Source organism: Pseudomonas oligotrophica (assembly GCF_021726475.1).
GTDB classification, from domain to species: domain Bacteria; phylum Pseudomonadota; class Gammaproteobacteria; order Pseudomonadales; family Pseudomonadaceae; genus Stutzerimonas; species Stutzerimonas oligotrophica.
The window spans coordinates 34,849-57,097 of the sequence record NZ_JAKJRU010000007.1 but is presented as its reverse complement, the minus strand read 5'-3'; the positions used below and the strand labels follow the sequence as shown (position 1 = coordinate 57,097).

Here is a 22,249-nt window from a genome sequence, read left to right as displayed (position 1 = left end):
GCTACGCCAACTGGCTCGGGTGTTGAGCCGCCGGCGCATTGGCCAAAGCCCGCGCTATACCCACCCTCACCGGCGTCGCTCGACAGCCACGCCCGCTCAGCGCTGCTCCGCCCGCTCGCGCAGCCCGCGCAAGGTATTGAACGGAGCCTCGACCACGAACTTGTTGGCCAGCCAGGATGGCACGCTGCCGCCCGGCTCGGTATGCACCTGATAGATCACCTCGACCTGTCCGTCTGGCTGCGGCGTCATCTCCCAGAAGCCCTCCACCTGGCTGACCCGTACGAAGCCTTCTTCTTCCGGGAGATACTGTGGGAGCCCTTCCAGGTCACGACGTACTCCCGCCCCGACGAGCGCCCGCTCGGTTATCCGGACCACCGAATCGCGCGGCGTCACCGGCCAGGGTGTATTGAAGCGCGTATAGGTAATGGCCTGGTCGGCCTTGCGCTCCAGCAGCTTCTGCTCCTTGCATTCATGAATCCAGGCGCAGGCGCTGCCAACGTCATCCTGCAGCTTCCGTAGGGTCGCGACATCGGTGCGCATGGTCACCTCACCGCGATAGGCCTTGTACTTGGAGCCCGGGACGGCCTGGAGATAGACCTTGATGCCATCCTCTTCCTTGGCCAGCTCCCATCCGGCAGGCGCAGCCTGGACCGCCATCGCCAGCATCGACAAGGCACCGATTGCCAAACAGCTCGTTCGCTTCATAGCCCTTCCCTTTCCAGATATGAGATTGGACGATCAGGCGGTGGCCTGTTCCAGCCAGCCAAGAATGCGCACGGCAGCGGCCTGGTCAGCGCCACAGATGTCTGGATCCGGCTTGAACGCAGCGCATACGGCAGGCCGCAGGGGGTTACCGAACAGCAGGCAGAGCGATTGCTCGGAAAGATGAAGGCAGCGCTGACCGGCCGGCTTGCCCCGTGGCATGCCCGGGATCGGAGAGCTGATCGAAGGTGCTATACAGCAAGCACCACAGCCAGGACGACACTCCATTACAGACCCACGCTCGAATCGGGAGCGGAATGATAAAAGACAGTCACAACGAGATCATCAAGGCCTGACCATTCTTTACTTTGAAGCCGCCCAAACCGGTGTGCAGGCATTGCGCCCCAGGCGCCACGGCCCGGCCAGGTGACGGCATTGAATCGCTTGGGCATACTGGCGACCCTTTTCCACCCATGCAAGGTAGTCAGCATGTTCAAGGTCAACGAATACTTCGACGGCACCGTCAAATCCATTGCCTTCGATATGGCAGCAGGGCCGGCCACCGTCGGCGTGATGGCGCCGGGCGAATACGAGTTCGGCACCAGCCAGCTGGAAGTGATGCACGTGGTTGCAGGCAGCCTGGACGTCCAACTGCCCGGAGCTGAAGGCTTCCAGACCTTCGCCGCCGGCTCCAGCTTCACGGTACCTGCCAACAGCAAGTTCCAGCTGAAAGTCGCCACCGACACCGCCTACCTCTGCGAGTACCGCTGAGCCGCATGCCGGAAAGACAAAGCGCCAGCCTGGGCCAGCGCTTTGTCTTCCTCGCGCGACTCGGTGCGCAGAGGCGGTATCTAAGCTGCCGCAACCGCCGCGGTGTCACCCGGCGTATGCTGCAGATCAATCTTTCGGCGAAATCTCGTCCCAGGCACCCTTGATCTCGCCCAGCAGGGTCGCAACCTCATCGAGCCTGGCGACGTCGTTGTGACGGCTGGCCTCGAACAGACGCATCGTCATGTAGTCGTACAGCCGCTCCAGGTTGTCGGCCAGCTCGCCACCCACGTTCTTGTCCAGCACATCACGCAGGCCGCCGATGATATTGATCGCCTTGCCGATCAGCACGCCCTTGTCGGCATAGGCCTCGCGCAGCATCGCCCCGCGAGCCTGGGCAATCCGATCGAGCCCGCCCTGCATCAGCATCTGGATCAGGCGGTGCGGATCGGCCTCGGTGACCTGCGCCTTCACGCCAACCTGCTGGTACTGCCGCATTGCTGCCATCGCATTCATTGGATGATCCCCTCACCACATCAATCGCATGCTCTTTTATCGGTCCGCGCCCCCGATACTTGAGCTGTGCGCCCAACAAAAAACCGCCCGAAGGCGGTTTCCAGGGCCAGGGCCAAGCCCGGTCACTTTTTCGAGTTGTTCGCCGCCCAAGGCAGGTTCTCCAGCGAAGCGAGAAGGCTGTTGGAGGTATTGGTCAGTTGCCCGACCAACTGGTCCATCGCGTTGAACTGCTTGTACAGGCGCTCCTGAAGCGATGCGATGCGGCGCGCCAGGTCCTCCTTCTGGTCATCGATCTTGGAGATCGTCTCGGTCATGGCCTTGTTGCGCTGCTCGAGGATGCCCCCGGTCTCGGTATAGGGCTTGAGCTTGCCATCCAGGCGCGCGGCGAGCCCCTGATCGCCGGTGAACAGCGCCGGCAAATCCGCGAAGTTGCTGGCCATCGCCTTGTCCAGCTTGGTGCTGTCGATGGCGAGGGTGCCGTCCTTCTGCGTGGTGATGCCGAGATCGGTCAGTGCACGCAGTGAGCCGTCGCCGCGGACGTTGACCAGTTCGTTGCGGATCGTATTGAGCAGGTTGCGTGCCGTGGCGTCGCCTACCAGGGCGCCGGTCACCGGCGCCTTGTCATCCCCCACCGTGGTGACCTTGGTCTGCGCATTGATCACGCCGATCAGCTTGTTGTAGCTGTCGACGAAGGACTGGATCTGTTTCTTGACGCCTGCCTTGTCCTCGGCGATATCGATCGTCAAGGGCTCGTTCGCCACTGTCTTGGCCTTCAGATCGAGGGTGACGCCCTCGATGGCGCCGGTCACCGCGTTGCTTTCACTGATGATCTTCAAGCCATCGATATACAGCTCCGCGCTCTGCGCCGAGGCCAGGATGCGAGCATCCGCGCCGGTACCCGAGACCATGCCGTCGAAGGTCAGGGTCGACAGGCTCAGCTGGCCACCCTGAGGCGGTGTGGAATCCGTACCGGTGACGCTGAGATCACGTCCGGCGCCCGTCTTGCTGCTGCTGAGGACGAGTCGCGAACCGAACTCATCTGTGACGATGGTGGCACTCACCCCCATGTCCTTGCCTGCCGTGTTGATGGCGTCGCGCATGCCGGCAAGTGTGTTGTTGCTGTCATCGATAGTGACGGAGAACGACTCCTGGCCCGGCGGATCACCCGGCACACCCAAGGCTATCTCGAGCGTCCCGGTCGCGAACCGGGCCGGCGCATCCGCCGGATTGTTCACCGCAGCCAGCGCGACCTTGCTGCTGGTTGCCAGCGCCTTGACCTCGACCTGGTAGCGACCTGCGCCAGCCGTGGTACCGGCTGTAACGCCAACCAGCTCCGCTTTGCTCGAAGTTGCCGAACGCGCCTGGAACAACTCAGGCTTGTTCAGCGCACCCAGCGCCGTCTGGAATTCGCTGATCGCGCTTTTCAGCGCACCGATGGCGGTGATCTGCGTCGTGGTCTTCTTTTCCAGGGTCGCCAGCTGGGTTTCCTTAGGCGCACGCTCGGCAGCCACCATGCTGGCCACGATGCTGTCGATATCGATGCCCGAACCGATGCCTGTTACGCCCGCCATAGCTTCACCTCGTCAAGAAAACCACAGGATCGAACGATCCGATCGAACAATCCCAAAAATCAAACAAGAAACGTGCCCGTCAGGCCTTGGCCTCGAACAGCAAACTACGCATTTCGTCCAGGCGCTCGGCCAGGCGCAGGATGTCCTCGGAGGGAATCTGTCGCACCACCTTGCCGGAATCGCCATCGACTACCCGGACCACCAGCTCGCCGGTGGAATCGTCCACGCTGAAATTCAGATCGCGCTGCAGGCTCTGCACCTGCGAACGGATGCGCTCGACCGCCTCGCCAACCTCGACTTTTCTGATCGGTCCAGCAACCTTGTCAGCCTCTACGAACGACGAAAACCCAGCCTCCGCAAGGGGACTGGGTTTCGTACTGACCGGCGAGGATGACGCAAGGGAACCAACCGCTACTCTTGCGACGTCCATGATTCACCTCTCAATGAATCGATGGGGCAGCAAGCTGCCCCATCATTGCGCCTCGATTACTGCAGGAGGCTGAGAACAGCCTGCGGCAGCTGCTTGGCCTGGGCCAGGATCGCGGTACCGGCCTGCTGGAGGATCTGGTTCTTGCTCAGGTTCGCGGTTTCAGCAGCGAAGTCAGTGTCTTCGATACGACCGCGGGCGGCGGAGACGTTCTCGGAGATGCTCTGCAGGTTGGCGATGGTGTTGTCGAAGCGGTTCTGCACGGCACCGAGGTCGGCGCGCTGCGCATCAATCGCCTTAATAGCGTCATCAATTACCAAAACTGCAGACTGAGCACCTTTCGAAGTAGTGATGTCAATCTCGTTAACCGTATTTGCGGTCGCTTCGGTCATGGTCGCTACCGCCCCACCGCCAGTCACGCCGGTAGTGTCGGTATCAGCAAACGTGATCGAAGTCAGAAGGCTAGCTCCATCAGCATCAGCCTTGGAAACATATTCGATCTCATTGGAACTATTCACAAACGCTCCGATGCCGATGTTGGCATCATTAACTGCGGCAGCGATCTTATCCGCCGCTTCCTTAGCTGTTTCGCCACCTTTCATAGTGGCTGTGATATCTACGGTAGATGTATCAGATAAGGTAACGGTCAACGTAACGTCACCAGCAACAACTTCTGCAGGAGCAGCAGGGACGCCAACGGCAGCAGCAGAAGTACCCTCGAAGAACGTACCCTCAAGAGATTTAGAGCTCATCTCGTCAATACTGACGCTAATAATTTCGTTCGCAGCAGAGCCAACTTGGAAACTTGCTACTCCAAAATCGCCGTCTAGCAATTTCCGACCGCCGAACGTGGTGGTGTTACTGATTCGATCGAGCTCTTTCTTCAGCTGACCCACTTCCGAGTTCAGTGCATCACGCTCGGAATCACTGTTCGAGCCGTTGGCAGACTGCAGGGAAAGGTCGCGCATACGCTGCAGAATGTTGGTGGACTGCTGCAGAGCGCCTTCGGCAGTTTGAGCCAGGGAGATACCGTCGTTGGCGTTACGCACAGCCACACCCAGACCATTAATCTGGCTGGTCAGACGGTTGGCGATCTGCAGGCCGGCGGCGTCGTCCTTGGCGCTGTTGATGCGGCTACCGGTGGACAGGCGCTGCATGGAGGTGGCCAGCGCATTGGACGAGCTGTTCAGGTTACGCTGGGTATTCAGCGAAGGGATGTTGGTATTGACGGTAAGAGCCATGGTTTTTGCCTCCAAAGGCGCTAGTTACTTAGGGTTGCCTGAGCTTGCGACTCCGGGCCGGCTTGTGCCCAGGCACCCATCGAGTTCGCATTCTTTCCTTTTATCGGCGCCGTTTGGGTTGGCTTTAGGGCAGGTTCGAATTTTTTCGTGGGCCCGGTACCGCACCACCGCTACGCCAGCGCATCCGTACTGCGGACTTGCTTGACCAGTTTTTCGGGTGGAGCGGGGAAAACTTTAGGGAGATGGCGGAAGCGGTTTGCTTAGGTGGCAGGAAGGAAGATCGTTGAGTGCTGACGGGCCTCGGAGAGCTTTCGCGGCCAAGGCCGCTCCCACGGGTTTGGTGGAATCGAGGGAGCGGGTTTGGTGACGAAGCTCGCCGGGGGCCGTTACGCGCGAGTGCTCGGTGAATCGAGTCGGGCGAGGCGTTCGAGGAACTGCGTTTCGTCGAGGACTGCCACGCCCAGCTCGTTGGCTTTCGCCAGCTTGGAACCGGCGCCCGGCCCGGCGACCACGCAGGTCGTCTTGGCCGAAACCGAGCCGGCAACCTTGGCCCCCAGGGCCTCCAGCCGCGCCTTGCCCTCGTCACGGCTCATGCTTTCCAGGGTGCCGGTCAGCACCCAGGTCTGCCCGGCCAATGGCAGGCCCTCGGCCGCTTTCTTCTCGCTTTGCCAGTGCATGCCGAACTCGCGCAGCTGCGCCTCGATGGCGCGGGCGCGCTCGGCGTTCTCGGTGTTGTCGAAATAGTCGCGCAGGGCGCGCGCGGCCTTTTCGTTGAGGCGTTCGACCTGGCGCAGGTCGAGCCAGTCGGCGGCGATGATCGCCTCCAGGCTGCCGAAGCGCTCGGCCAGGCGCTGGGCACCGGTACGGGCGATATAGGGGATGTTCAGCCGGTCGAGCAGGTCGGCGAGCGTCGCGCAGGCGGCGAACTCCGGATGCACCTCGCCCTCCTCCTGCAGCTGCACGCCGCGCTCGCGCAGCTGGGCGATGACCTGGTGATTGTGCGCGTCGGCGAAGAAGCTGTGGATCTCGTGGGCCACTTCCAGGCCGACATCCGGCAGGTAGACCAGCACATCGGGCAGCGCACGACTGATGCGTTCCAGCGAGCCGAGCGCCCGCGCCAGCAACTTGGCGGTTTCCTCGCCGACATCGGGGATGCCCAGGGCGTAGATGAACCGCGCCAGGGTCGGCGTGCGGCTGGCGTCGATGGCCGCCAGCAGGTTGCGCGTGGAAATTTCGGCGAAGCCGTCAAGCGCGATGACCTGTTCGTGGGTGAGGCAGTACAGGTCAGCCGGCGATGTGACCAGCCCTCGATCGACCAGCTGCTCGACGATCTTGTCGCCCAGGCCGTCGATATCCATCGCGCGGCGCGAAACGAAATGGATGATCGCCTGCTTCAGCTGCGCCTGGCAGGCCAGGCGGCCCACGCAGCGGTAGATCGAGCCCTCGCTCACCGACTCGCGGCCCTTGCTGCGCTTGATCAGCTGGGTGCGCTCGACTGCCGAGCCGCACACCGGGCAGCGTTCGGGCACCTGCACGGCGCGTGCGTCGGCCGGGCGGCGCTCGGCGATGATGCCGAGAATCTGCGGGATCACATCCCCAGCGCGACGCACGATGACGGTATCGCCGATCATTACGCCCAAGCGCGCGACCTCGTCCATGTTGTGCAGAGTCGCGTTGGATACGGTGACGCCGGCCACCTGCACGGGCTTGAGCCGGGCCACCGGCGTGATGGCGCCGGTGCGGCCGACCTGGAACTCGACGTCCAGCAGCTCGGTAATCTCTTCACGAGCCGGAAACTTGTGGGCGATCGCCCAGCGCGGCTCGCGCGCACGAAAGCCCAGCTCTCGCTGCTGCGCCGTGGCATTGACCTTGAACACCACGCCGTCGATCTCATAAGGCAGCGCGTCGCGCTTCTCGCCAATGGCCTGGTAATAGGCACGGCACTCGGTGACGCCTCGGGCCCGCTTCAGCTCGCGGCTGATCGGCAGGCCCCAGCCTTTCAGCGCCTCGAGGATGCCGATATGGGTGTCCGGCAGCTCGCCGTCGCTGCGACCGACGCCGTAGGCGCAGAGCTCCAGCGGGCGGCTGGCGGTGATTCGGGCGTCCAGCTGCCGCAGGCTGCCGGCCGCCGCATTGCGCGGGTTGGCGAAGGTCTTGCCGCCGGTCTCCAGTTGACGCGCGTTGAGCGCTTCGAAGCCGGCCTTGGGCATGTAGATCTCCCCCCGCACCTCGAGCACGGCAGGCCAACCACGGCCTTGCAGTTTCAGCGGAATGTTGCGCACGGTACGCACGTTGGCGGTGATGTCTTCCCCGGTGCTGCCATCGCCGCGGGTGGCACCGCGCACCAGCACGCCGTTTTCGTACAGCAGGCTGACCGCAAGGCCGTCGAGCTTGGGTTCGCAGCTGTATTCGACCTCTGCGCCGCCACCGAACAGATCGCCAGCCGGGAGGTCCAGCCCCTCGCGCACGCGGCGATCGAAGTCGAGCAGGTCCTGCTCCTCGAAGGCGTTGCCCAGGCTCAGCATCGGTACTTCGTGACGCACCTGGCCGAACGCCGCCAGCGCCGTGCCGCCGACTCGCTGGGTCGGCGATTCCGGCGTCACCAGCTCGGGATGCTCGACCTCGAGCGCCTTCAGCTCGTTGAACAGGCGATCGTACTCGGCATCCGGCACGCTGGGCTCGTCGAGCACGTAGTAGCGATAGTTATGGGCGTCGATTTCGCTGCGCAGTTCGGCAATGCGCTCGGCGGCGGTTTGGGCGGAAGGCATAGGACGGAGCCGTGACTGGGGCTATGCTGATTCAGACCGCATCAGCGCGCCTTGGTTGATATGGAAAGGCGTCGGATTCTAGCCGAATGCGGCCCCGAAGGCAGGTCTATGGGGGCTGATCAGGTGGGGTTGGGGAGTAGGTAAGCAGCGTAGCGGAATAGCTATCGCTGCCCAGTCAAAGCCGGTGGGCTGAGGCCGCCCCGGCGAACCGTCCTGATGCAGCGGCTGGTGGGCTGAAGCTCACCCTACGGATGTAGCGCCAGGCGGTTGGCTGGGACGACCCGGCCCGGCAAACGTGGCACCGGGCGCAAGGCCCGGTGCCAGGTGGCAGTCAGCGCTGCTTGAGGGTCATCTGCCGGCGCTCGAACTCGACGATGCGCTGGCGATAGTGCTCGATGGTCTGGGCGGTCAGCACGCTGCGCTGGTCGTCCTTCAGTTCGCCGTTGAGCTCCGAGGCGAGCTTGCGGGCGGCGGCGACCATCACGTCGAAGGCCTGCTTGGGATGGCGCGGGCCGGGCAGGCCGAGGAAGAAGCTCACCGCCGGGGTGGTGAAGTGATCGATGTCGTCCAGGTCGAAGGTACCCGGCTTGACGGCATTGGCCATCGAGAACAGCACCTCGCCGTTGCCGGCCATGCTCTCGTGGCGATGGAAGATGTCCATCTCGCCGAAGCGCAGCCCGCTCTCGAGGATGTTCTGCAGCAGCGCCGGGCCACGGAAGCCCTGCGGATCACGGGCCAGCACGTTGATCACCAGCACTTCCTCGACCGGCAACTGATGGCGCGCGGCATCCTGCTCGTCCTCGTCCGGCTCGTCGTCGCCGACCACCGGGTCGAGCAGCGTCGGCACCGGCTCTTCGGCAGCGAAATGCAGGTCGCCCTGGCGCGGCTCGACGCTGCGCCGCTTGCTGGCGGTCTCGCGGGTGTGTTCACGGGTGCTGACGGGGGGCAGGTCGGTTTCGTTGAGCGAAGGTTCGTTGTTGCGGTTGACCACCCGGGCCGGGCCGAGCAGTTCGTTGGAGTCGTCGTCGGCGTCCGGGAGGTTGGCGAAGTTGCGATCCAGCTTGAATTTCAGCTTGCCCTTGCCACCGCGCATGCGGCGCCAGCCGTCGAAGAGTATGCCGGCGATGACGATGATGCCGATGACGATCAGCCACTCGCGCAGACCGATATCCATTAATCCTCTTACCCCTGAATCCGATGATAAAGACGCGAAACCGCGGGCTTTCCCGCCCGTTTGGCGCATCGTAAAAAATGTTCTCTAAGCTAGCACGACGAACGGCAGATTTGCACCGTGCGCCAGTTCTCTTTTGCGGCCCCGAGGCGTTGCAAAACGATTCATTACTTCCACCGGATCGGCTCAGGCCTCGGCCAGCGCCACGGCCTGTTCCACGTCCACGGCGACCAGTCGCGAGCAGCCGGGTTCGTGCATGGTCACGCCCATCAGTTGATCGGCCATTTCCATGGCGATCTTGTTGTGCGTGATGTAGATGAACTGCACCTTTTCCGACATCTCCTTGACCAGCCTGGCGTAGCGGCCGACGTTGGCGTCGTCCAGCGGGGCGTCCACTTCGTCGAGCATGCAGAAGGGAGCCGGGTTCAGCTGGAAGATGGCAAACACCAGCGCCAGCGCAGTCAGCGCCTTCTCGCCACCGGACAACAGGTGGATGGTGCTGTTCTTCTTGCCCGGCGGCCGCGCCATGATGGCCACCCCGGTATCGAGTAGATCTTCCCCGGTAAGTTCCAGATAGGCCGTGCCGCCACCGAATACCTTGGGAAACAGCGCCTGCAGCCCGGCGTTGATCTGCTCGAAGGTTTCCTTGAAGCGGTTGCGGGTTTCGCGGTCGATCTTGCGGATGACGTTTTCCAGCGTTTCCAGCGCCTCGACCAGATCGTCGTTCTGCGCGTCCAGGTAGCGCTTGCGCTCGGACTGCTGCTGGTACTCGTCGATCGCCGCCAGGTTGATCGGCCCGAGCCGCTGGATGCGCTGCGCCAGTTGCTCCAGGCTGGCTTCCCAATGCGCCTCGCCGGCCTCGGCGGGCAGCGTGGCGAGCACGCCGTGCAGCTCGTAGCCATCCTCGTGCAGTTGGTCCTGCAGGGCCTTGCTGCGCACGCTCAGGGCCTGCCAATCGAGCCGCTGCTGCTCCAGCTGGCCGCGCAGCAGCTGGGCCTGCTGCTCGGCCTGGGTGCGGCGCTTCTCGGCATCGCGCAGCTCGCGGTCGGCATCTTCCAGGGCCAGGCGCGCCTGCTTGAGTTCGTCCTCCACGCCCATGCGCCGCTCGAGCAGTTCCTCGAGCTTCATGCGCAACTCCTCGAGTGGCGCCTCGCCCTCCTCCAGGTTCAGGCTGAGCTGCTCGCGGCGCTCGATGGCGCGTTCGAACTGCAGTTCCAGCCGCTCCAGCGCCTGGCGCGTGGAGTCATGCTGGGCACGCAGCGAGCCGAGGCGCACGGCCAGCTGGTGCGCGTGGTCCTTGTGCTGTCGCGCCTCCTGGCGGATGCGGTCGAGGCGCTCGCGGATCTCGTCGCGGCTGGCCAGCAGTCGCTCGCGCTGCTCGCTGTCGGTGGCCATGGCATCCAGCGCATCCTGCAGCTGCAGGCGCGCCTCGCCCAGTTGCTCGGTCTCGATCGCGCGCTGCTCGGCCAGCTCGGCCAGTTCCTCGTCCAGGCGACGCCGCCGCAGCTGCAGTTGCTCGGCGCGCGCCTGGCTGGCCGAGCGCTGGGCGCGCAGCTCGCTCTGCCGGCGCGTTTCCTCCTGCATCAGCCGTCGCTGCACCTCGCGGGCGGACTCCTGCTCGCCGAGCTCCGCGCGCAGCTGGGCCTGGCGCAGCTCGAGATCGTCGAGCGCCTGCGCACGCCGATCGCGCTCCTCGACCAGCACCGCCAGCTCCTGGGCACGGGCCAGCACGCCGCCGCTGGCGTCCTCGCCTCGGAGCAGGCGCAGGAAATGCCTGCCGAGCCAGACGCCGTCGCGGGTGACCAGGCTTTCGCCGTCGGCCAGGGCCTGGCGCTCGGCCAGCGCCTGCTCCAGGGTCTCGACCGGCCGCACACGGCCCAGCCAGGGCGACAGGTCGATCCGCGCCTCGACCTTGTCCAGCAGGCTGCCGGGCTGCCGCGGCGCCGTCGCCGCCATGGCGATGCGCAGCTCACCCTCGGCGAAGGCCTGGACATCGACGCCGTCCAGGCCGTCGAGCAGCACGGCCTGCAGATCGGCGCCAAGCACGGTCTCGACCGCCAGTTCCCAGCCCGGCTCAACCCGCAGCGACTCGGCCAGCCGGTCGCGCTCGGCGAGCTGCTGCGCCTCCAGCCAGTCGGCGACTCCCTTGCCCGGCTCCAGCGCGGCCTGTTGCAGCGCTTCGAGCGAGGCGATGCGACCGTCCAGGCGTTGCAACTCGCCCGCGGCCTGCTGTTGCGCGGCGCTGACCTGCACCAGCTCGGCACGCAGCGCCTCGAGGCGCGCGCCGAACTGCTCCTCGCCTGCTGCCAGATCCTCGAGCTGCAGCTCGCCGGCGGCCAGCTGCTCGTCCAGTTCGAAGATGGCCGCGTCCTCCGGGTCGGCGGCCAGCTGGGCGCGCTCGTCCTCGAGACGGCGCTGCCGCTCGGCCAGGCGTTCGAGGCCCTGTTCCTGCTGCTGGATGCGCGACTGCTGCACCTCGGCGACCCGGCGCGGCTCGGCACTCTGCTGGTTGAAGCGCTCCCACTGTTCCTGCCACTGCTGCATGGCACCCTCGGCCTGCTCGAGCTGGGCGGCACCCTCCTCGGCACCGGCGCTGGCCAGCTCGTGCTCGGGTTCGAGCATCTCCAGTTCCTCGCCGAGGGTCGCCAGCAGCGTGCGGTCGTGGCCCAGGTGGGACTCGGTCTCCAGCCGCGCCCGCTCGGCCTCGCGCAGGTCGTCCTGCAGCTGGCGCAGGCGCTGCTGGCCGTGCTGGATGCTCTGCTCGACGCGGGCGATGTCGCCGCCCACCGAGTAGAAGCGCCCCTGCACCTGGTTGAAGCGCTCGGACAGCTCGTGATGGCCATCGCGCAGCCGCTCGATGCTGGCGTCGGCGCTGCGCTGCTCGGCCACCAGTGCCTCGAAGGCGACCTCCTGGTTGCCGATCACTTGCTCGCGCTGGCCGACCTGCTCGTTCAGCGTCTGCCAGCGCAGCGCGGACAGCTGCGCCTTGAGCTGGCGTTCCTCGGCCTTGTACGCCTGGTACTTCTCCGCCGACTGCGCCTGGCGCTGCAGGCGTTCGAGCTGGCGCTCGAGCTCCTCACGCAGGTCGGTCAGGCGCGCCAGGTTCTCGTGGGTGCGGCGGATGCGGTTCTCGGTCTCGCGGCGGCGCTCCTTGTACTTGGAGATGCCCGCCGCCTCCTCGATGAAGTGCCGCAGGTCCTCGGGCCTGGCCTCGATCAGCCGCGAGATCATGCCCTGCTCGATGATCGAGTAGCTGCGCGGGCCGAGGCCGGTACCGAGGAAGATGTCGGTGATGTCGCGGCGCCGGCACTTGGTGCCGTTGAGGAAGTAGGTGTTCTGCCCGTCGCGGGTCACCCGGCGGCGGATGGAGATCTCGGCGAAGGCGGCGTACTCACCGGTCAGGCTGCCGTCGGCATTGTCGAAGATCAGCTCGATGGAGGCCTGGGTCACCGGCTTGCGGGTGTTGGAGCCGTTGAAGATGACATCGGTCATCGACTCGCCGCGCAGGTTCTTCGCCGAGCTCTCGCCCATCACCCAGCGCACGGCGTCGATGATATTGGACTTGCCACAGCCATTCGGCCCGACCACCGCCGCCATGTTGCTCGGGAAGCTCACCGTGGTGGGGTCGACGAAGGACTTGAAGCCGGCCAGCTTGATGCTTTTCAGACGCATGATTGCCTTCCGTGGCAGCGGCCGGCACCTGGCCGGGCAAGCAGGGGTCGCCGTGACGTCATGGCTGTTTCGGCATCCTCAGGGCGTTGGCGAAAGCGCGCGAGTCTAGCACGCCAGAGGCGCTGCCCGGCAGGCAGCGCCTCACGTCCTGGCGAAGGGAAGGCCGCGCAGCCAGTGACGCTCAGCCGCCGGTCATGCTCATGAAGCGCACCACCTGGACCTGCTCGTCGGTGCGGAAGTGATGGCGCTCGGGCTTGAGCTGCAGCGCCTCGACCAGGGCGTCGCGCAGGCGCTCGGCGTCGCCGGGGTGGCTGCGCATCAGGCGCTTGAGGTCCAGCGCGCCTTCGTGGCCGAGGCACAGCACCAGCTTGCCTTCGGCAGTGACGCGCACGCGGTTGCAGCTGCCGCAGAAGTTGTGGCTGTGCGGCGAGATGAAACCGACCTGCGTCTGCGTACCGGCGACCTGCCAATAGCGCGAGGGCCCGCCGGTGGCATGGCTGCTGCGCACCAGCGTATGGCGCTGTTCGATGCGCTCGCGCACCTCGTCGCTGGAGCAGAAGGTGATCTTGCGCTCGTGGCTGGCCACGTTGCCCAGCGGCATCTCCTCGATAAAGCTGATGTCCAGGCCGCGCGCCATGGCGAACTCCACCAGATCGAGCACCTCGTCGTCGTTGCGGCCCTTCTGGATCACGCTGTTGAGCTTGATCCGCTCGAAGCCGGCAGCCTTGGCCGCGTCGATGCCTTCGAGCACGCGCTCGAGGCGGTCGCGCCGGGTCAGCTCGGCGAAGCGCTGCGGATCGAGCGAATCGAGGCTGACGTTCAGGCGCCGCACCCCGGCGCGACGCAGCTCGGGCGCCAGCTTGTACAGCTGCGAGCCGTTGGTGGTGATCGCCAGGTCTTCCAGTTCGCTGCGTGCGCCGAGGCGCGCCAGCAGCTCGGTCAGGCCCTTGCGCACCAGCGGCTCGCCGCCGGTGATGCGGATGCGCCTGACGCCCAGGCCGATGAAGGCGTCGGCCACGGCATAGAGTTCTTCGAGGGAGAGGATTTCCGAACGCGGGGCGAAGATCATGTCCTCGCTCATGCAGTAGGTGCAGCGGAAGTCGCAGCGGTCGGTGACCGACAGCCTGAGGTAGGTGATGCGCCGGCCGAACGGATCGACCAACTTCGAATCGGACATTTCAATCTCCCACTGCGCGCCTCAGGCAAGACTATGACGTATGGCCGGATCTGGCAAAGACCGTTCGTGCAGGCGGCAGCCGCCGCGCTGTGTAAACTGCGCCGCATGACCGGCCCGCTCGCCAGCGCAGCAGGCATCGCCGACAGAGGACCCCTGGCATGAACAACGACGATCTGCGCGCCCTGAGCTGGCGCGAACGCCTGTACGTCATCATCTTCTTCACCAGCACGCCGGCCGGTCGGCGCTTCGATACCGCGCTGCTGATCGTCATCTTCGCCAGCCTGGTGGTGGTCATGCTCGACAGCGTGGCGGCCGTCAAGCAGCAGCACGGCGCGCTGCTGGCGACCCTGGAGTGGACTTTCACCGCACTGTTCGCGCTCGAGTACCTGATGCGCATCTACAGCCACCCGGAGCCGCGCAAGTACATCTTCAGCTTCTATGGCGCGATCGACCTGCTGTCGGTGGTGCCGGCGTTCATCGCCCTGTTGTACCCCGACGCGCAGTACCTGCTGATCGTGCGGGTGATCCGCATGCTGCGGGTGTTCCGCGTGCTCAAGCTGACGCCCTACCTGAGCCAGGCCAACTTCCTGCTGGTGGCGCTGCGCGGCAGCCGGCAGAAGATCATCGTCTTCCTGCTCAGCGTGAGTACGCTGGTGATCGTCTACGGCACGCTGATGTACGTCATCGAGGGGCCGGAGAACGGCTTCACCAGCATCCCGATGAGCATCTACTGGGCGGTGGTCACGCTGACCACCGTGGGCTTCGGCGACATCGTCCCGCACACTGCGCTGGGCAAGGCGCTGGCGACCCTGGTGATGATCACCGGCTATTCGATCATCGCCGTGCCCACCGGCATCTTCACCGCCGAACTGGCCAACGCCATGCGCGGCGAAGGCCTGCAGCTGAAGTGCCCGAGCTGCAGCAAGGACAGCCACGAAGCCAGCGCGGCGTTCTGCAGCCAGTGCGGCAGCCAGCTGTTTCGCCGCCTCGGCGAAGCATCCGTCGCATCCGGCGTGACGCAAGTGCCGCCCTCCACCAGCTGAGCCGGCAGCCGAACGGCTGCGCAGCCGGGCTGTCACAACTCCACTTGCCGCCACCGGCTCGACGGAGACAGGCATGCCCTTGCTCAAGCTGCTGCATTTCGCCGCGCTGCTCTGCTGGTGCGGCACCCTGCTCTATCTGCCGGCACTGGTCGCCGCCGGCACGCAGCGCAGCGACAGCCTGTTCTACCGCGACCATGCGCACCTGACGCGCCTGGTCTTCACCCTCGTCGGCACGCCCGCCGCGCTGCTGGCCATCGGCTCGGGCACCGCGCTGTTCCTGCGCGACGGCACCCTGGCCGGCTGGCTGGTGCTCAAGCTCACGGCGGTGACCGGCATGGCGCTCTGCCACGCCCTGTGCGGCGTGCTGGTGCTGCGCATCGAGCGCCAGCCGCAGCGCAGCGTCGCCTACCAGTGCCTGGCACTGGGCATCCTGATTCCGCTGCTGATCAGCCTGACGCTCTGGCTGGTACTGGCCAAACCCTTCTGACCCGGGACGAACTCGACGCATGACGCCCCACGCCCGCGCCTCCCGCCCGTTCCGGCTAGCCGTCCAGGTCGACACCCACGGCGTGCTCGTAGACCAGCCGGCCACCAAGGAACGCCGCCAGGGCGATCAGCAGCGCGGTGATGCCGGACAGGTAGAGGCCCCACAGCGCACCCTCGTCGGCGCCCATGCCCTGGTAGCGCAACAGCCAGTTCAGCGAGGCGAGCGAGAGCATCATCACCGCGAGGATCGCGTGGCACCAGGCCGTCACCTTGCGGCGGATCTCCTTCACGCTGAGCAGGTCGACCAGGCCGGCGACGCTGGCCAGCCAGCCACCGAACGCACCGACACCGGCGAGCCAGAGGCCGGCGCGCTGCCAGAACGGATCGAGCGTCCACAGGTAGGCCAGGTCGGCCGGCAGCAGGCCGATCAGCGCCGCCACCGGGAAGTGGATCATCATCGGGTGCAGCGGGTGCCCGCCGATCGCCGCGTTGCTGTGGATCGAGTCTCGCTCTGTCGCCATCGCGCCCTCCAAGGCAGCGGGTACCGCTCGGCTGCAGCCCCCAACGGGCGCAGCGCCACGCTCGGGCCGCCGCAATGGCAAACGCAACCGCGGGCCCTGTTGCAATGGACCACGCTGGCGCTGGCAGTTCCTTGCCTGGCTGCGTGCGAGGGTGGCGCGCAGTCGGCGCTCGCCCCCGCCGGGCCGATGGCGCGCGAGGTGGCCAACCTCTGGTGGGCGATGCTCGGCTTCGCCACGCTGGTCTGGCTGGCGGTCGGCGCGCTGTGGCTCTATGCGATGCTGCGCCGGCCGCGGCCAGTCAGTGGCGAGCAGGCCAAGCGCATCAACCGCGCCTGGGTGATCGGCGGCGGCGTCGTGCTGCCCAGCGTGAGCATCGCGGTGCTGCTCGCCTTCGGCCTGCCGACCGGGCGCGGCATGCTGCCCTTGCCGCTGGCCGGCGGGCCGCCGCTGCGGATCCAGGTCACCGGCCACCAGTGGTGGTGGGAGGTACGCTACCCGGACGCCGGGGTGGTCACCGCCAACCAGCTGATCCTACCGGTGGGCCGCCCGGTGGACATCGAGGTGACCAGCGCCGACGTGATCCACTCGTTCTGGGTGCCGCGCCTGGGCGGCAAGATGGACATGATCCCCGGACGGACCAACCTGATCCGCCTCGAGGCTGCGCAGGCGGGCGTCTACCGCGGCCAGTGCGCCGAATTCTGCGGCACCCAGCACGCCTTCATGGTGCTGCACGTCGAGGCGCTGGAAGACGACGGTTTCTCCGCCTGGCTCGCCCGGCGCCAGCAGCGCGCGCCCATCCAGCCGGCGCCGGGCGCGGCCGGCGAGCTGTTCGAGACGCGCTGCGGGCAATGCCACCGGGTCGCCGGCCTCAGCGACGGTAATCGCGCGCCGGATCTCACCGACCTGGCGACACGCCCGACCCTCGGCGCCGGCGCCATCGCCAACGACCACGACGGCCTGCGCCGCTGGTTGCGTGAGCACCAGACGCTCAAGCACGGCAACGCCATGCCGCGCCATGACGAAGTGCCAGACGCCACCCTCGACCAGATCGCCCAATGGCTGGAGACGCTTGCCCCATGAGCCGCACATCCCCGCGGGCCGCGCCGGCAACCGATGCGGACCAACTGCACGACCAGTTCGACGAGGTCTGGGGCAACCCGCGCGGCTGGCGTGCGCTGACCATCGTCAACCACACCACCATCGGCCTGCGCTTCCTGGTCACCGGCGGCGTGTTCTTCCTCGTCGGCGGCCTGCTGGCGATGCTCATCCGCACCCAGCTCGCCCTGCCCGGCTACCAGTTGATGGAGCCGGACGTCTACAACCAGGTCTTCACCATGCACGGCACGGTGATGATGTTCCTCTTCGCCGTGCCGATGATGGAGGGCCTGGCGGTCTACCTGATCCCGAAGATGATCGGCGCACGCGACCTGGTGTTTCCGCGGCTGTCGGCGCTCGGCTACTTCTGCTACCTGTTCGGCGGCCTGATCCTCTTGTCGAGCATCCTCCTCGACGTCGCGCCGAAGGCCGGCTGGTTCATGTACACGCCGCTGTCGAGCCAGGCGCACACCCCGGGCGTCAACTCGGACTTCTGGCTGTTGGGCATCACCTTCGTCGAGATCTCCGCGGTGTCGGCCGGGGTCGAGCTGGTGGTGTCGATCCTGCGCACCCGTACCAACGGCATGACGCTGCACAAGATGCCGCTGTACGCCTGGTACATCCTGGTGATGGCGATGATGATCGTGGTCGGCTTCCCGCCGCTGATCCTCGGCTCGATTCTGCTGGAGCTGGAGCGCGCCGCGGGCTTTCCCTTCTTCGACCCGGCCGGCGGCGGCGACCCGCTGCTCTGGCAGCACCTGTTCTGGCTGTTCGGCCACCCGGAGGTGTACATCATCTTCCTGCCCGGCGCGGGCATCGTCACCACGCTGATCCCGGTGTTCTGCCAACGCCCGCTGGTGGGCTACCGCTGGGTGGTGCTCGGCGTGGTGACCACCGGCTTCATCAGCTTCGGCCTGTGGGTGCACCACATGTTCACCGTCGGCATCCCGCAACTGGCGCAGGCGTTCTTCTCGGCGGCGAGCATGCTGGTGGCGATACCGACCGGGGTGCAGATCTTCGCCTGGCTGGCGACGCTCTGGCTCGGCCGGCCGGTGTACAGGGTGCCGATGCTCTGGCTGGTGGGCTTTCTGCTGGTGTTCGTCGCCGGCGGCCTGACCGGGGTGATGCTGGCGCTGGTGCCATTCGACTGGCAGGTGCACGACACCCATTTCGTGGTGGCGCACATGCACTACGTGCTGGTCGGCGGCATGTTCTTCCCCTTGATGGCCGGGCTCTACTACTGGCTGCCGCACTTCTCCGGGCGCATGCCCTCGGAGAAGCTCGGCCGCTGGGGCTTCTGGCTGGTGTTCATCGGCTTCAACCTGACCTTCCTGATCATGCACTGGACCGGCCTGATCGGCATGCCGCGGCGCGTCTACACCTACGAGAGCGGGCTGGGCTGGGACCTGCCCAACCTGATCTCCTCGATCGGCAGCTTCGTCATGGCCATCGGCGTGGCGACCATCCTGCTGGACATCGTGCTGCACTTTCGCTTCGGCCTGCCGGCGCCGAAGAACCCGTGGCACGCCGACACCCTGGAATGGGCCACCAGCCTGCCGCCCTCGGCCTACAACTTCGTCAGCCTGCCGGAGGTCAGCGAGCGCCACCCCTTGTGGGAGCGGCCGCAACTGCCCGACAGCATCGCCCGCGGCGAGCATGCGCTGACGGTGATCGACCATGGCCGCCGGGAGACCTGGGGCACCGACCCGCTGAGCGGCAAGGTGCGCGAGATCATCCACCTGCCGGGCAACAGCTGGCTGCCGTTCATCGCCGCGCTGCTGCTGGCCGTGCTCTGCCTGAGCCTGTTGAACAAGGCCTACGGGCTGGCGCTGGGCGCCACCCTGGCTACGCTGGCCGTGCTCTTGCGCTGGTCATGGGAGAACGGCGCGCACCCGGCCGCCGCGCCGGACGCACGCACCCAGCCAGGCGAGCCGCCGCTGCATTCGCGGACCTTCGACGGGCCCGGCCTGTGGGGCATGGGCGTCACCCTGCTGGCCAACGGCGCGCTGTACCTGTCGCTGGTGTTCGGCTGGTTCTACCTGTGGACGGTCGCGCCGCAGTGGAAGGTACCGGCGCAGGCCCTCAGTGGCTGGCCGATGCTGGCGAGCGGCGTGCTGCTGGGCATCGGCTGCCTCTGGCTGCACCGGCTGGTCAAGCGGCTGCGCCGGGGCTCGCACGACACCCTGCTGCAGAACCTCGCCGGGCTCGCCGCGCTGGCCTTCATACAGACCGCGCTGCTGCTCTGGCAGCTGCTCGGCGCGCAGCTCGCGCCCAGTGAGACTGCCCACGATGCGGTGGTCTTCGTCATGCTGGCCTACTCGATCATCCACTGCGGCCTGGCTGCGGTCCTCACGGCGTTGCAGGCCTGGCGCGTGAGCTACGGCTATGTGGGCATCGAGGCGCCGTACGAGCCGATCGTCGTCGAGCAGCTGTGGCACTACAACCTCGGCGTGCTGTGGATCGGCTACGCGGCGATGGTGCTGTTCCCCGCCACCTGGGGAGGCACCTGATGAAGTACGCGCGCACCTCGCCCTTCCATCCCATGCAGATTCCCCTGGGCCTGGTGATCTGGAGCCTGTGGTTCGTGCTCATGTACGGCGGCCAGGCGGTGGTCTGCACCCTGGCCCCGCCGGCGCCCGAACAGGGCGTGTGGAACTGGCTGAACGCCGGGCTCGGCCTGCTCACGCTGGCGGCGCTCGGCCTGCTGCTGGGGTTGGCAGTGCACTTCTGGCGCCTGTCGCGTCGCTCGCAACTCAACGAGCGGCAGGTTTTCGTCACAAAGATCGCGGCCGGGGTCCACCTGATCGCAGCACTGGCCACCCTGTTCGTCGGCATCCCGCTGCTGCAGATCCCGCCATGCCTGTAGCACCTGGCTGGCGCGTTGCCTTGGCGCTGTGCCTGGCCTGGCCAATCGCTGCCCAGGCGCATGGCCTGTTCGATGCCCGACTGGCCGAGCGCCTGCCGCTGCTGCTCAGCGCGTTGCTGGTCGGTACGGCCTGGCTGCTCTACCTGCTGGGCGGGCGCCGGGTACCGCCGCGGCATCACGAAGCGCTGTGTTTCCATGCCGCGATGCTGCTGACCGTGCTGAGCGTATTCGGCCCCCTCGACGACTGGGCCGAGACCAGCACCAGCTGGCACATGACCCAGCACATGCTGTTCATCCTCGCCATCGCCCCGCTCTGGGCACTGGCCCGACCGTTGCCGCAATGGCGCGGCGTGACCGGCATGCTCGGCCGGCGAATCTGGACGCCGATCCTGCGCGCCGGCCGCTACCCCACCGCGCTGGCGCTGCTGCACGGGGCGGTCATCTGGATCTGGCACAGCCCGCGGCTGTACCTGCTGGCGCTGGACGACCTCTGGGTGCACGCTTTCGAGCATGCCTGCTTTCTATTCAGCGCCTGGCTGTTCTGGTGGTCGGTGCTGCACGCTGGCCAGCGCCGGGTGCCGCAGGCCCTGATGGCCGTGCTGCTGACGCTGATGCACACCGGCCTGCTGGGCGCACTGCTGACCTTCGGCACGGTGTCCTTCTACGGCGCGGAGCGGGACGTGGCCGACCAGCAGTTGGCGGGGCTGATCATGTGGGTGCCCGGCGGCCTGGTCTATCTCGCGGCCGGCGCCTGGATCGCCTGGCGCTGGCTGGGCCGCATGCGACGCGGCCAGCGGCTGGAGGCCGGCGACGGGCTCTGAGCGGGCTCAGTCGAGCTTCTTGCGGATCCAGTAGAGGTAGGTGCCGGCGTCTTCCTCGCGAGCCACCAGTTCATGGCCGAGGAACATGCAGAACTTGGGAATATCGCGCTGGGTGGAAGGATCGGTGGCGATCACCTTGAGCAGCCCGCCGCCGGCCAGGTCGCGCACCTTGTTGTGCAGCATCATCACCGGCTCGGGGCAGTTGAGGCCGGTGGCGTCGAGGACCGCATCGACGGTCAGGTCAGTCTGGGTCATGGGAACTCCGAAAAATCAGGCGCGCATTGTCACGCAACCGCCCGCCGAGGTCACCTGGCGCCTTACAGCCGGCGCAGGTGGCAGGTGACTTCCTCGCGATCGTGGTAGAGCTGCTTGCAGCCGATGCTGGCGCGCACCCCGCGGGCCGCCAGCCCATCGGCGATGCGCTCGAGCAACCGGCGCACCTCGGCATAGCGCTGCTTCATCGGCAACTTCAGGTTGACCACCGCTTCGCGGCACAGGCCCTCGCCGATCCAGGTTTCCAGCAGCGCGGCGTTGCGCGCGGGCTTCTCGACGATGTCGCAGACCATCCAGTCCACCGGCTTGCGCGGACGGAAGGCGAAGCCGTCGGCGCGCAAGTGGTCGACCAGCCCGGAATCCATCAGCTCCTCGTTCATCGGCCCGTTGTCCACCGCGCTGACGCGCATGTGGCGGTTGACCAGTTGCCAGGTCCAGCCGCCCGGCGAGGCGCCCAGGTCCACCGCGGTCATGCCGGCAGCCATGCGCGCGTCCCATTCCTCGCGGGGGATGAAATGATGCCAGGCCTCCTCCAGCTTGAGCGTCGAGCGGCTCGGCGCCTGGCGCGGGAACTTCAGCCGCGGGATGCCCATCGGCCAGAGCGCGCTGTTGTCCGCCTCGGCAATGCCGGCGAAGACCTCGCGGCCGCTGCGGAAGGTCAACAGCAGGCGCGGGCCTTTGCCCTGCTCCTGCAGCCGCCCGGCCTTGAGCAAGGCCTTGCGCAGCGGCGCCTCGAACTTGCGGCAGAAGGTCGACAGTTCCTTGCCGTCGTTGGTGTCGAAGACTTCCAGCCACAGCTCGCTGCACACCGGATAGTCGGCCAGTTGCTCGAGCAGCACGCTGATGCGGTCGTTCTCCGGCAACGCGACAAAGGCGCCGCGGGCCCACTGCCGCGGGAAGATCAGCTCGCGAAAGCGCAGCCCGCGCATGAGCCGCTCGGCACCGGCGGCGTCGTTGCAGACGAACTCGGCGTAGGCGCTGTCCGGCCGGGCGCGGGCGTAGCCGGCGACGTCGAGTCGTGCGGCATGCTCGCTGAGCTCGGCACAGACCTCGCCCTCGAAGCCCGGACGGCAGTGCAGCAGCAGTGTGTTCATGGACGATCCTGTACGGGCAGCCGGAAAAAGGGCGGCC

Annotated in this window: 20 protein-coding genes; 7 read left to right on the top strand and 13 right to left on the bottom strand. The window is 66.4% G+C overall.

Going from position 1 to position 22,249, the window contains the following annotated elements; genetic code table 11:
• Positions 1 to 96: 96 nt before the first annotated feature.
• Together L3N39_RS15320 and L3N39_RS15315 are read right to left on the bottom strand one after the other, a co-directional pair.
• On the bottom strand, positions 97 to 705 hold the full coding sequence (locus tag L3N39_RS15320; protein WP_431978035.1) for an START domain-containing protein: 609 nt from the start codon (positions 703 to 705) through the stop codon (positions 97 to 99).
• Positions 706 to 738: 33 nt separating this feature from the next.
• A complete protein-coding gene (locus L3N39_RS15315) occupies positions 739 to 990 on the bottom strand; it encodes a YkgJ family cysteine cluster protein (protein WP_237258325.1) in 252 nt (83 codons plus the stop codon).
• A 201-nt stretch (positions 991 to 1,191) separates the two neighbouring features.
• Here L3N39_RS15315 and L3N39_RS15310 point away from each other — a divergent pair, with 201 nt between their 5' ends.
• Positions 1,192 to 1,473, top strand: coding sequence for a pyrimidine/purine nucleoside phosphorylase (locus L3N39_RS15310; RefSeq protein WP_237258324.1), 282 nt, complete (start codon positions 1,192 to 1,194; stop codon positions 1,471 to 1,473).
• A 126-nt stretch (positions 1,474 to 1,599) separates the two neighbouring features.
• Here the strand turns inward: L3N39_RS15310 and fliS are convergent, their stop codons facing one another.
• The 8 genes from fliS to moaA form a co-directional block, all read right to left on the bottom strand.
• Complete coding sequence (fliS, locus tag L3N39_RS15305; protein ID WP_224109755.1) at positions 1,600 to 1,986, bottom strand: flagellar export chaperone FliS; 387 nt, start codon at positions 1,984 to 1,986, stop codon at positions 1,600 to 1,602.
• Between the two features lie 122 nt (positions 1,987 to 2,108).
• Positions 2,109 to 3,557 carry a flagellar filament capping protein FliD gene (fliD, locus tag L3N39_RS15300; protein ID WP_237258323.1) on the bottom strand — a complete coding sequence of 483 codons (1,449 nt, stop codon included), beginning with the start codon at positions 3,555 to 3,557 and terminating at the stop codon, positions 2,109 to 2,111.
• A gap of 79 nt (positions 3,558 to 3,636) precedes the next feature.
• Entirely contained in the window at positions 3,637 to 3,987 is a 351-nt protein-coding gene (locus L3N39_RS15295; RefSeq protein ID WP_237258322.1) for a flagellar protein FlaG, read from the bottom strand.
• Between the two features lie 56 nt (positions 3,988 to 4,043).
• Positions 4,044 to 5,225, bottom strand: coding sequence for a flagellin (locus L3N39_RS15290; RefSeq protein ID WP_237258321.1), 1,182 nt, complete (start codon positions 5,223 to 5,225; stop codon positions 4,044 to 4,046).
• A 386-nt stretch (positions 5,226 to 5,611) separates the two neighbouring features.
• Positions 5,612 to 7,993: an NAD-dependent DNA ligase LigA gene (gene ligA, locus L3N39_RS15285; protein WP_237258320.1), complete on the bottom strand. Its 2,382-nt coding sequence runs from the start codon at positions 7,991 to 7,993 to the stop codon at positions 5,612 to 5,614.
• A 331-nt stretch (positions 7,994 to 8,324) separates the two neighbouring features.
• Complete coding sequence (zipA, locus tag L3N39_RS15280) at positions 8,325 to 9,167, bottom strand: cell division protein ZipA (RefSeq protein WP_237258319.1); 843 nt, start codon at positions 9,165 to 9,167, stop codon at positions 8,325 to 8,327.
• A gap of 183 nt (positions 9,168 to 9,350) precedes the next feature.
• Entirely contained in the window at positions 9,351 to 12,836 is a 3,486-nt protein-coding gene (smc, locus tag L3N39_RS15275; protein WP_237258318.1) for a chromosome segregation protein SMC, read from the bottom strand.
• A 181-nt stretch (positions 12,837 to 13,017) separates the two neighbouring features.
• On the bottom strand, positions 13,018 to 14,013 hold the full coding sequence (moaA, locus tag L3N39_RS15270) for a GTP 3',8-cyclase MoaA (RefSeq protein WP_237258317.1): 996 nt from the start codon (positions 14,011 to 14,013) through the stop codon (positions 13,018 to 13,020).
• A 158-nt stretch (positions 14,014 to 14,171) separates the two neighbouring features.
• Here moaA and L3N39_RS15265 point away from each other — a divergent pair, with 158 nt between their 5' ends.
• A complete protein-coding gene (locus L3N39_RS15265) occupies positions 14,172 to 15,056 on the top strand; it encodes an ion transporter (protein WP_237258316.1) in 885 nt (294 codons plus the stop codon).
• 73 nt (positions 15,057 to 15,129) lie between these two features.
• Positions 15,130 to 15,543, top strand: coding sequence for a CopD family protein (locus tag L3N39_RS15260; protein WP_237258315.1), 414 nt, complete (start codon positions 15,130 to 15,132; stop codon positions 15,541 to 15,543).
• A gap of 55 nt (positions 15,544 to 15,598) precedes the next feature.
• On the opposite strand, the gene L3N39_RS15255 is transcribed toward L3N39_RS15260, so the two are convergent.
• The gene (locus L3N39_RS15255; RefSeq protein ID WP_237258314.1) at positions 15,599 to 16,063 is read right to left on the bottom strand and encodes a DUF2231 domain-containing protein; all 465 of its coding nucleotides are present in this window, start codon (positions 16,061 to 16,063) and stop codon (positions 15,599 to 15,601) included.
• Between the two features lie 186 nt (positions 16,064 to 16,249).
• Here L3N39_RS15255 and coxB point away from each other — a divergent pair, with 186 nt between their 5' ends.
• From coxB to L3N39_RS15235, 4 genes are read left to right on the top strand one after another with little or no spacing between them, the layout of a single operon-like run.
• The gene (gene coxB / locus L3N39_RS15250; protein WP_237258495.1) at positions 16,250 to 17,143 is read left to right on the top strand and encodes a cytochrome c oxidase subunit II; all 894 of its coding nucleotides are present in this window, start codon (positions 16,250 to 16,252) and stop codon (positions 17,141 to 17,143) included.
• Positions 17,140 to 19,668: a cytochrome c oxidase subunit I gene (gene ctaD, locus L3N39_RS15245; RefSeq protein ID WP_237258313.1), complete on the top strand. Its 2,529-nt coding sequence runs from the start codon at positions 17,140 to 17,142 to the stop codon at positions 19,666 to 19,668. The genes coxB and ctaD overlap by 4 nt, the downstream gene beginning before the upstream one ends.
• A complete protein-coding gene (locus L3N39_RS15240; RefSeq protein WP_237258312.1) occupies positions 19,668 to 20,024 on the top strand; it encodes a hypothetical protein in 357 nt (118 codons plus the stop codon). Before ctaD ends, L3N39_RS15240 begins: the two co-directional genes overlap by 1 nt.
• On the top strand, positions 20,015 to 20,845 hold the full coding sequence (locus L3N39_RS15235) for a cytochrome c oxidase assembly protein (protein ID WP_237258311.1): 831 nt from the start codon (positions 20,015 to 20,017) through the stop codon (positions 20,843 to 20,845). The genes L3N39_RS15240 and L3N39_RS15235 overlap by 10 nt, the downstream gene beginning before the upstream one ends.
• Before the next feature lie 6 nt (positions 20,846 to 20,851).
• Here L3N39_RS15235 and tusA read toward each other — a convergent pair whose 3' ends face one another.
• Together tusA and rlmM are read right to left on the bottom strand one after the other, a co-directional pair.
• Complete coding sequence (gene tusA / locus L3N39_RS15230) at positions 20,852 to 21,100, bottom strand: sulfurtransferase TusA (protein ID WP_237258310.1); 249 nt, start codon at positions 21,098 to 21,100, stop codon at positions 20,852 to 20,854.
• Positions 21,101 to 21,162: 62 nt separating this feature from the next.
• Positions 21,163 to 22,212, bottom strand: coding sequence for a 23S rRNA (cytidine(2498)-2'-O)-methyltransferase RlmM (gene rlmM / locus L3N39_RS15225; RefSeq protein ID WP_237258309.1), 1,050 nt, complete (start codon positions 22,210 to 22,212; stop codon positions 21,163 to 21,165).
• Between the last annotated feature and the right edge of the window lie 37 nt (positions 22,213 to 22,249).

Excerpts from the sequence above, each read along its gene's own strand:
- L3N39_RS15320 (WP_431978035.1), bottom strand. The coding sequence starts at position 705 with ATGAAGCGAACGAGCTGTTTGGCAATCGGTGCCTTGTCGATGCTGGCG.
- L3N39_RS15315 (WP_237258325.1), bottom strand. The coding sequence starts at position 990 with ATGGAGTGTCGTCCTGGCTGTGGTGCTTGCTGTATAGCACCTTCGATC.
- L3N39_RS15310 (WP_237258324.1), top strand. The coding sequence starts at position 1,192 with ATGTTCAAGGTCAACGAATACTTCGACGGCACCGTCAAATCCATTGCC.
- fliS (WP_224109755.1), bottom strand. The coding sequence starts at position 1,986 with ATGAATGCGATGGCAGCAATGCGGCAGTACCAGCAGGTTGGCGTGAAG.
- fliD (WP_237258323.1), bottom strand. The coding sequence starts at position 3,557 with ATGGCGGGCGTAACAGGCATCGGTTCGGGCATCGATATCGACAGCATC.
- L3N39_RS15295 (WP_237258322.1), bottom strand. The coding sequence starts at position 3,987 with ATGGACGTCGCAAGAGTAGCGGTTGGTTCCCTTGCGTCATCCTCGCCG.
- L3N39_RS15290 (WP_237258321.1), bottom strand. The coding sequence starts at position 5,225 with ATGGCTCTTACCGTCAATACCAACATCCCTTCGCTGAATACCCAGCGT.
- ligA (WP_237258320.1), bottom strand. The coding sequence starts at position 7,993 with ATGCCTTCCGCCCAAACCGCCGCCGAGCGCATTGCCGAACTGCGCAGC.
- zipA (WP_237258319.1), bottom strand. The coding sequence starts at position 9,167 with ATGGATATCGGTCTGCGCGAGTGGCTGATCGTCATCGGCATCATCGTC.
- smc (WP_237258318.1), bottom strand. The coding sequence starts at position 12,836 with ATGCGTCTGAAAAGCATCAAGCTGGCCGGCTTCAAGTCCTTCGTCGAC.
- moaA (WP_237258317.1), bottom strand. The coding sequence starts at position 14,013 with ATGTCCGATTCGAAGTTGGTCGATCCGTTCGGCCGGCGCATCACCTAC.
- L3N39_RS15265 (WP_237258316.1), top strand. The coding sequence starts at position 14,172 with ATGAACAACGACGATCTGCGCGCCCTGAGCTGGCGCGAACGCCTGTAC.
- L3N39_RS15260 (WP_237258315.1), top strand. The coding sequence starts at position 15,130 with ATGCCCTTGCTCAAGCTGCTGCATTTCGCCGCGCTGCTCTGCTGGTGC.
- L3N39_RS15255 (WP_237258314.1), bottom strand. The coding sequence starts at position 16,063 with ATGGCGACAGAGCGAGACTCGATCCACAGCAACGCGGCGATCGGCGGG.
- coxB (WP_237258495.1), top strand. The coding sequence starts at position 16,250 with ATGGCGCGCGAGGTGGCCAACCTCTGGTGGGCGATGCTCGGCTTCGCC.
- ctaD (WP_237258313.1), top strand. The coding sequence starts at position 17,140 with ATGAGCCGCACATCCCCGCGGGCCGCGCCGGCAACCGATGCGGACCAA.
- L3N39_RS15240 (WP_237258312.1), top strand. The coding sequence starts at position 19,668 with ATGAAGTACGCGCGCACCTCGCCCTTCCATCCCATGCAGATTCCCCTG.
- L3N39_RS15235 (WP_237258311.1), top strand. The coding sequence starts at position 20,015 with ATGCCTGTAGCACCTGGCTGGCGCGTTGCCTTGGCGCTGTGCCTGGCC.
- tusA (WP_237258310.1), bottom strand. The coding sequence starts at position 21,100 with ATGACCCAGACTGACCTGACCGTCGATGCGGTCCTCGACGCCACCGGC.
- rlmM (WP_237258309.1), bottom strand. The coding sequence starts at position 22,212 with ATGAACACACTGCTGCTGCACTGCCGTCCGGGCTTCGAGGGCGAGGTC.